The 6,984-nt window shown below is 26.7% G+C and carries 9 protein-coding genes and 1 pseudogene; 8 read left to right on the top strand and 2 right to left on the bottom strand.

Annotation, left to right across the window (positions count from 1 at the left end; genetic code table 11):
* Window positions 1–159 precede the first annotated feature (159 nt).
* Entirely contained in the window at window positions 160–315 is a 156-nt protein-coding gene (locus Q0O83_RS11600; RefSeq protein ID WP_294097263.1) for a hypothetical protein, read from the bottom strand.
* A gap of 271 nt (window positions 316–586) precedes the next feature.
* Between Q0O83_RS11600 and Q0O83_RS11595 the strand changes: the two genes are divergently transcribed.
* Both Q0O83_RS11595 and Q0O83_RS11590 read left to right on the top strand, forming a co-directional pair.
* Window positions 587–1,396: a hypothetical protein gene (locus Q0O83_RS11595; protein ID WP_294097261.1), complete on the top strand. Its 810-nt coding sequence runs from the start codon at window positions 587–589 to the stop codon at window positions 1,394–1,396.
* 53 nt (window positions 1,397–1,449) lie between these two features.
* Window positions 1,450–2,205: a hypothetical protein gene (locus Q0O83_RS11590; protein ID WP_294097259.1), complete on the top strand. Its 756-nt coding sequence runs from the start codon at window positions 1,450–1,452 to the stop codon at window positions 2,203–2,205.
* A gap of 212 nt (window positions 2,206–2,417) precedes the next feature.
* Here Q0O83_RS11590 and Q0O83_RS11875 read toward each other — a convergent pair.
* A pseudogene (locus Q0O83_RS11875) lies at window positions 2,418–2,570 on the bottom strand (DUF1016 N-terminal domain-containing protein); the annotation flags it as partial.
* 243 nt (window positions 2,571–2,813) lie between these two features.
* Between Q0O83_RS11875 and Q0O83_RS11585 the strand changes: the two are divergent.
* The 6 genes from Q0O83_RS11585 to Q0O83_RS11560 all read left to right on the top strand — a co-directional run bounded on the left by Q0O83_RS11585 (window position 2,814) and on the right by Q0O83_RS11560 (window position 6,683).
* A complete protein-coding gene (locus tag Q0O83_RS11585) occupies window positions 2,814–3,641 on the top strand; it encodes a replication initiation protein (RefSeq protein WP_294097257.1) in 828 nt (275 codons plus the stop codon).
* Window positions 3,642–3,850: 209 nt separating this feature from the next.
* A complete protein-coding gene (locus Q0O83_RS11580) occupies window positions 3,851–4,174 on the top strand; it encodes a nucleotidyltransferase domain-containing protein (protein WP_294097254.1) in 324 nt (107 codons plus the stop codon).
* The gene (locus Q0O83_RS11575) at window positions 4,167–4,538 is read left to right on the top strand and encodes a HepT-like ribonuclease domain-containing protein (protein WP_294097252.1); all 372 of its coding nucleotides are present in this window, start codon (window positions 4,167–4,169) and stop codon (window positions 4,536–4,538) included. Before Q0O83_RS11580 ends, Q0O83_RS11575 begins: the two co-directional genes overlap by 8 nt.
* A 315-nt stretch (window positions 4,539–4,853) precedes the next feature.
* Entirely contained in the window at window positions 4,854–5,243 is a 390-nt protein-coding gene (locus Q0O83_RS11570) for a recombinase family protein (protein WP_294097265.1), read from the top strand.
* A 47-nt stretch (window positions 5,244–5,290) separates the two neighbouring features.
* On the top strand, window positions 5,291–6,259 hold the full coding sequence (locus Q0O83_RS11565; RefSeq protein WP_294097250.1) for a hypothetical protein: 969 nt from the start codon (window positions 5,291–5,293) through the stop codon (window positions 6,257–6,259).
* Between the two features lies 1 nt (window position 6,260).
* Window positions 6,261–6,683, top strand: coding sequence for a hypothetical protein (locus Q0O83_RS11560; RefSeq protein ID WP_294097249.1), 423 nt, complete (start codon window positions 6,261–6,263; stop codon window positions 6,681–6,683).
* Window positions 6,684–6,984 lie beyond the last annotated feature (301 nt).

Genomic DNA, 6,984 nt, shown 5'->3' with positions numbered 1-6,984 from the left:
TGAAGGGAAAAGAAAAGCAGCTCACGTCATTTTTGTGAGCTGCTATTTTTTATTTAGGAATCAATCGGGGGGATTAGATTACCTATAACAAATCATATTAGAAAGTTCAATAAAAATCTAGTTTGTATTACGTTTTTTTTATTTTTTAAAAGTATTTGATTATAGGTCTAGGTGTCTATTTATAATTTGAATTAACAGTTGAGTTCGAGTTTTATTTTCAATTTTAGCTTTCTCTTCTAATTTCTCCAATGTTTTCTTAGATATTCTGAATGTTACGATAGGTTTAAAATAAATACTATTCTCTTTTTTTTCCATGTTACCTCCAAACAATTTCACTTTTTATATAAAATTTTTGATAAAAAATTATTAAACTTTTTACTTTGTAGGTAACACTTATCCGTATTATTACAATGGTACCTCGCAGTTTACAAAAAGTCAATAGTATTAGAGGAACGTATTACGTTTTTTGGTATAGTAAATACCCTATAAAAAATTTTGACAATTCCGTAATCCCAAGGTATATAGTATTAGAACATTTTTACGCTACATTCCTGTTTAAATATTTTGAAAATATCGAGGAGGGATTATGCATTTTTTTAACGCAAATTTAGCGAGTACTTTTGGAATCGAAGAATCTATTTTTTTACAGAACTTATATTTTCTTTTAAAAGGCAGATTATTAGCAGAAAACGTAGATAGTAATTTAATTGTTTCGATCACAATGTCGAGAACTAGAATAAGAGAGTTTCAAGAATATTTTAGTTATGCTGTGATAAGAAGAATAACAAAAAATCTTTTAGATTTAAACATAATAGAAACAGTACAAAAAAATAAAAGAGTGAGTAACTCTCTAACATATTCATTTACTCTGAAAGGCTGGATTTTAATGATGGCTTTAGAAAAAAAGTGTGATAGAAAAATTTTTAATAAAAGTATTGTTAATTTCAACAATACCCTTTTGTCAGAATGCACAGAACATCTGTTGAAAATAGCAGAAGACCTGTCGAAATTAACAGATGTATTGTTGATTTCAACAGAACTTGATGCTAAATTAGCAGATATAATAATAGAATATAGAAACCTTATAGAAAAAAATAGAACAATAGAAAAAATAAAAGGGGAAGTTGATTCTGAAGTTAGTTTTTTTGACTCTTTAAACTTTGATATTCAAAATCAAGTTGAAGAGATTATCTCTGAGAATTCTATTTTCAAAAAACGAGTTGAAAAATCATTTTCTACAGCTAAAAACTTTTATAATAAAGTTGTTCTTCCGACAATAGAGAAATATGGCTATTTAAAAGTTCTAAAAGCACTTAAAAAATGCGTAGAAGAGTTTTTACCTAGCAATAGTCCAGTTGCAAATTTTTATACGAATTTAACTAAATTAAACGTTTGAAAAAATAATTTTAAAAAATAATAATTTTCATCACATAAAAACGGAGGGATTAGATGACAATTTTAGAAAATTTTAAAATTTTACAACAAGTTGGTGAGTATGAAAAACTTTTAAAAAAATTAGGCTTCCATGAAGCTAAATTAAGTCCCAATGACCTTAGTAATTTTTATTTTGAGAATACTAAGGAAATTTATAATTTTTTACCAGTTTATACTCATGAAGTTTTACAAAATTATTTTGAAAATGAAAAAAATATACCCAATGAAGAAGTTTTAATGTTTTGTACAGATGAGCTTCAAAATTTTGGAATTGCTAAATTAGAAGCAGATGATATTTATATTATAAGCTCTATTAATGGATTAATTGACGAAGATGATGAAGATGAGGAAGGACATACCTCTTACAAAGGAGAAAGAGATTTTATCCCTTATGAATTTGATGACAAATTTGCTAGACTGTTGTTTAATTATCTAAATGAAAACGAAGAGCTTATCAATTATGAATTTGAACTTAGAAGAGTAATCTCTGGAATTTTAAATGAACATATGATATTGCCTTTAAAAGAGATGACTACAATTTTAAATAAATTAAATTTTAAAATTGATGAAAATTATCTTTATAGATTTTTAAACTTTAAAGTTGGGATTGGAGTATTCAATATGTTTTTAGATGAAAGTTCAGAAAAAACTATAGTTCAAATCATTGGACGTGGGATATCACCATCTGAAAATAAAGATTATCTGAACTTTGATGCAAACAAATTTAACTATTCTGTTGATTACTATGTAGGAAGAGGAACTCATTTCTAATAAATAGCCAAAGAGTTGTGCTTTAAAATATTTTTGAAAGGAATTTATTCAAAAAAAGAAAGAAGGGTTATTTTTTTAGACTGATGATAAATTTTATCATCAGTCTAAATTTTTTTCTCTTGACTGCGTCTTCTATTTTGAAGTATAACAAATAGCTGGGCCTTTGCCTATTTTTTTAATTAGGTTTTTTATAAAGCATTCTTTCGTAGAAATTACTTTCTATCTGGTGGAACTTTATCTAATAGAGCCTGATTGTGGTACCAACTTAATTGTGCAAGTATCTCCTGCACAATTTCCGCCGGATAGCTTTCAGCAAAAAGCCTCATATACCTAAGGTTTCTAAGAGATAGTCCTTTCATATTGGGAAACTCTTTTTTTTATTAAAGTTTTTACTATTTAAATACCCTTAAAGACTATTAAAGACTATTAGAGAAAAATCGATCCCGTTTTAGCCCAATAAAATCAATGGTCTGAAGGGGGGCGTATAAAATTATAAACCCTATATTGTAGTAACATAAACCCCAGATTGTAGTGAGAATTATAAACACTTTTGATTTAAAAATGGGTTTATATTATAATAAATTATTATTATATTTTTGAGGTGAAAAATGGGGAAAATTGGATTTAATAAAAAATTAAATAGATTGCCAATTTATTTTGAAAAAGAGATTTTTGTAAACGCTTTTGGATGGTTATTAAAAGAGTTTAACAAATGGAATAAAGGGCTTGAGATAAAAGAGAGAGTTATCACAATAAAAAAACGTGAGATATGGGAAGCTTCAACGACTAGACCCTACACAAAAGAGGAGTTTTCAGAGTTCATTCGTGGATTGACGGTTTCGAAAAGATATGAGATAGACAAAGAGAAAGGTTATGGAATATCTGGAAGTGTTTTCGTAACTCAAGAGATTGATGATGAAACCTTGAAAATAGAGATACCATCACTATTTATCCCGTTTCTTTTCTACAAACATGATATCCATATAATAGATAAAGCGAAGAAAAAAGAACCTCTAACAGTTAAAGAGCTAGACTATTGGGATAATGAGTTAAAACATAAAAAACAGGAGATTTTGCTATTAGAAGATGCAGAGTTAAAAGGGATAAATGGAAAGTATGCTAAAAGGCTGTATATGTTGTTAAAACAGTTTGAAAGCACAGGTTATTTTATCATGGAGATAGAGCAGTTTCGTGATGTTTTAGAAATTCCAAAAACATATACATTAGGAAGAATTAACGATAAAATTATTAAGCCAGCTAAAGCTGAGTTAGAAAAGAAAAAGATATATAGATTCCCCGAAGAGTTGAAGGGAAAGGGGCGTAGAAAGATTGAGAAGATAGAAAGCTATTTCTCTATTTTTGAAGCTGAGACAACTAAAAAGAAAAAGCTTGAACTGACTTTAGAAGAGGAAGTAGAAGCGAGAGAGATTCTTTAAAAACAAGGTATTGGCTATGAGATTTTGAATGAGCAAAAAAAAAATCACCCAGTATTTACATAAAAACCTTAAAATCAGTATTGAAGAAATAATGGTTAATAATAGAATATTTGGATTTTTATTTTTGTATTCAATTGTATAGAGGTGGTTACATTTCCTTTGAATTTATGATATAGTTTAACTATAATAAAAAAAGGGAGTGAATCAAAATGATTGATAAAAGCATAATACTAAATAAACTATCTGCTATTGATAAAAGTCAGTTTGGTATAAGTAAAATAGGATTATTTGGTTCTTATTCTAAAGATGAACAAACAGAAAAAAGTGATATAGATATCTTTGTAGAGTTAATTGATAATGATGAAATGTTAACTAATTTCTATAATTTAAAATCTTATTTAGAATCTACTTTTAGTAAAAAAATAGATTTAGTAACTTCGGGGCAATTTGACTATAAATATAAAAATCCATTAGTTGCTAAGTATAAAGAAAAAGTTAAGAACGAGATACTAGGAAGTGTTATATATGTTTAATAAAGCTGAAAGAAGAGAGATTGATTATATTTTAGATATCTATGAAAAGATAGAAAGAATCGAAAGTAAAATGGAAAACAAGTCTTATTCAGATTTTTATGAAGATAGTGATTTGAACGAAATTGTTAATTATAATATCATGATTATAGGAGAAGCTATTTCAAAAATAGACATGAGAACTCTATTAAAATATAATAATGATAAAAAATATTGGTTAAATATAAAAGGGACTCGTAATTTTTTGATTCATGAATATCATGGTGTAGATTATAAACTACTTTATAAAATAGCTACCACATTAATTAAAGATTTAAAACTTCATATTTCAAAAATGATTGAAGATAGAATAGAAGAAATAGAATAACCAAACTAAAAGAGAGTCCACTTGGACTCTCTTTTGTATTGTATGTTAGTGTTTTATCTAGACTATATTATAGATAATACAGTTAAATTTATATAAACCATGCCTAATTTTAACTGTTTTTCTTGCTTTTTCTAGGTATGTATTGTATTTTAAATTAAATATAAATTTAATAAGACAAAAGGTGGATTTTATGATTAAGTATTATGTTAGAGTTTCTACAGTAGAGCAAAAATTAGATAGATAACTTTTAGCTTATGATAAAGCTGATGTTGTTTATAGTGATAAAGTATCTGGAAAAGATAAAGAAAGACCACAATTAAAAAATATGTTAGAAGGATTACAAAAAATGATGTAGTTGTGGTAAACTCTTTAGATAGATTAAGTCGTAGTACGATAGATTTATTAGAAATAGCTAAAGAGATTGAGGAAAAAGGAGCTACTCTAAAAGTTTTAGATAAAGATATTGATAGAGGAACAGTCATCGGTAAATTCCTTTTAACTATAATTGGAGCAGTTGCAGAACTAGAGAGAGAAAATATCAATGAAAGAGTCAGAGAAGGTGTTGCTATTGTAAAGGCTGAGGGGAAATATAAAGGCAGCATCGAATTAAAGGGAGATAGCTTAAATAGATTTAAGATGTTTTTTAATAAAACTGAACTATCAAAAGAGTTTGGAGTTCCAAGAGTTATTATTTATAGATGGTAAAAGGTTCTTAAAGAAAGAGGAGAACTTTAATTAATAGGAGGAATAATATGATTGAATTAGATTATGGGGAATCACCTAAATTTATGGTTATAGGAAATTTTGAACTAATTAATTCTTTAAATAATTGGGAAGCTATTTATTATTTGTTACAAGGAGATTATGATAAGGAAATAACTTCATCTAGTATCAGTTTAGTTTTTAAAGATAAGAACTCAGCTCAAATTTCGTATGATTTATTTATAGAAAGTATAAATAAACACCAAACAAGTGAGATAATAGATATAATATTTGTAGAAATAGATGAAGGATATAAAGTTTTTATAGCACAAAATCCAAATGTTTTAATAAAGAATGTGGTACCTTCATACTTAGAACCATGGGTAACTCCTATTTGTACAGGTATGACAAAACCATTATTTTTTCCAAAAAAAAGTAAAGAATTTTTAATGTTTAAAAATTATAAGAGGCAAAATAAAGATAGTGTTATTAGGGTAACTCATTCATATAGAGGACTTTTGGGAAGAGTGATACCTATTTCAAAAGAAGGATTTATCTCCAATAATATATTAGTTTTAACAGAAGAAGAAGCAAGAGAATATCCAATGATTAAAAGTTATTTCATAAAAAATATAAAAAAAGAGATTGAGAAAAATAAAAAAATAATGTTTGAAACTTCGGATGAAGAAGTATCAAAACGTAAAAAAAATTTAAAATATTTTTATCCCTTAACTTTAGATAAAATTTTATATGAAGGATATCTTGAGGAGCAAGTTCAATTATTGAGAGAAAAGCATGAAGAGTCAATAATATATCAAGCAATATGTAATTTGATATACCACCATAGATTAAAAAAAGTCAATATTCCTTTTAAAAGTTGGAAAAGTTTAGATTTTTTAGAGTATTTATTAAAAGTGCCAGAAACTTTTAACAGTATTTATCCTGAAGATAAATATTTTTCTTTGGGTCGGATTGAAAGTCAAATAAAATATACAAATAAGAAAAAGGAGAATAAATAATATGGGCGATGTAGTTATAGTTAAAGTGTTAGAATGGTTAGGGGTAACTATTGCAGGAAATATGGTATCAAAAGGTAGTGATGTGGTACTTAAAAAAATAAAAGAAACTTTTTCTAAAGCATTTAAAGAAAAGTTTGGAACTATAGAAGAATCTGAAGAGTTTATAGAAAAAATTTATGAAGATAAATCGAAGTCTCCTCAAAAACCAAAAAGAGATATTGAGGATATTTTTGAGAAAATTACAGGAAGTGAACCTTCAGGGGAAGTATTAAATGAAATAATAGAGTGGATAAAAGCTAATAGTAAAGTATTAAAAGAAGGATTAGATTCAAAGGAAACTCAATCAGAAATAAATATAGGCAGTCAAAAAGCACAAAGAGATATTATAAATATCCAAGGAAATTTAACAATAAATAATAATTAATGAAAGGAAAATATGAAGCAATTATTTGAGGATGAAGTAATAATAAATAAAGTGCATACAATAAAAAAACAAGAAGCAGAAACAATTTATAATGTAACCGGTAGTGTAAGAATATATCAAGAAAATAAATCTAAAGGAAACAAACTATTACTAAATAAATATTTACAGATGGACTATTCTTCTTCTTGGGGTCCCATCAGGAAAACGCGGAATAACAACGCTAAGGATTTTCCTGACCATCTATGCCCCCTTTATTTTCAATGCTTAATCTATATTTAGCTCTCTTAAAAATTCTAAAGAA

The organism is uncultured Cetobacterium sp. (assembly GCF_945952365.1).
Lineage (GTDB): Bacteria > Fusobacteriota > Fusobacteriia > Fusobacteriales > Fusobacteriaceae > Cetobacterium_A.
This window is presented reverse-complemented; position numbering and strand designations above follow the sequence as displayed.

Coding starts and splice junctions, on each gene's coding strand:
- Q0O83_RS11600 (WP_294097263.1), bottom strand. CDS start 315: ATGGAAAAAAAAGAGAATAGTATTTATTTTAAACCTATCGTAACATTC.
- Q0O83_RS11595 (WP_294097261.1), top strand. CDS start 587: ATGCATTTTTTTAACGCAAATTTAGCGAGTACTTTTGGAATCGAAGAA.
- Q0O83_RS11590 (WP_294097259.1), top strand. CDS start 1,450: ATGACAATTTTAGAAAATTTTAAAATTTTACAACAAGTTGGTGAGTAT.
- Q0O83_RS11585 (WP_294097257.1), top strand. CDS start 2,814: ATGGGGAAAATTGGATTTAATAAAAAATTAAATAGATTGCCAATTTAT.
- Q0O83_RS11580 (WP_294097254.1), top strand. CDS start 3,851: ATGATTGATAAAAGCATAATACTAAATAAACTATCTGCTATTGATAAA.
- Q0O83_RS11575 (WP_294097252.1), top strand. CDS start 4,167: ATGTTTAATAAAGCTGAAAGAAGAGAGATTGATTATATTTTAGATATC.
- Q0O83_RS11565 (WP_294097250.1), top strand. CDS start 5,291: ATGATTGAATTAGATTATGGGGAATCACCTAAATTTATGGTTATAGGA.
- Q0O83_RS11560 (WP_294097249.1), top strand. CDS start 6,261: ATGGGCGATGTAGTTATAGTTAAAGTGTTAGAATGGTTAGGGGTAACT.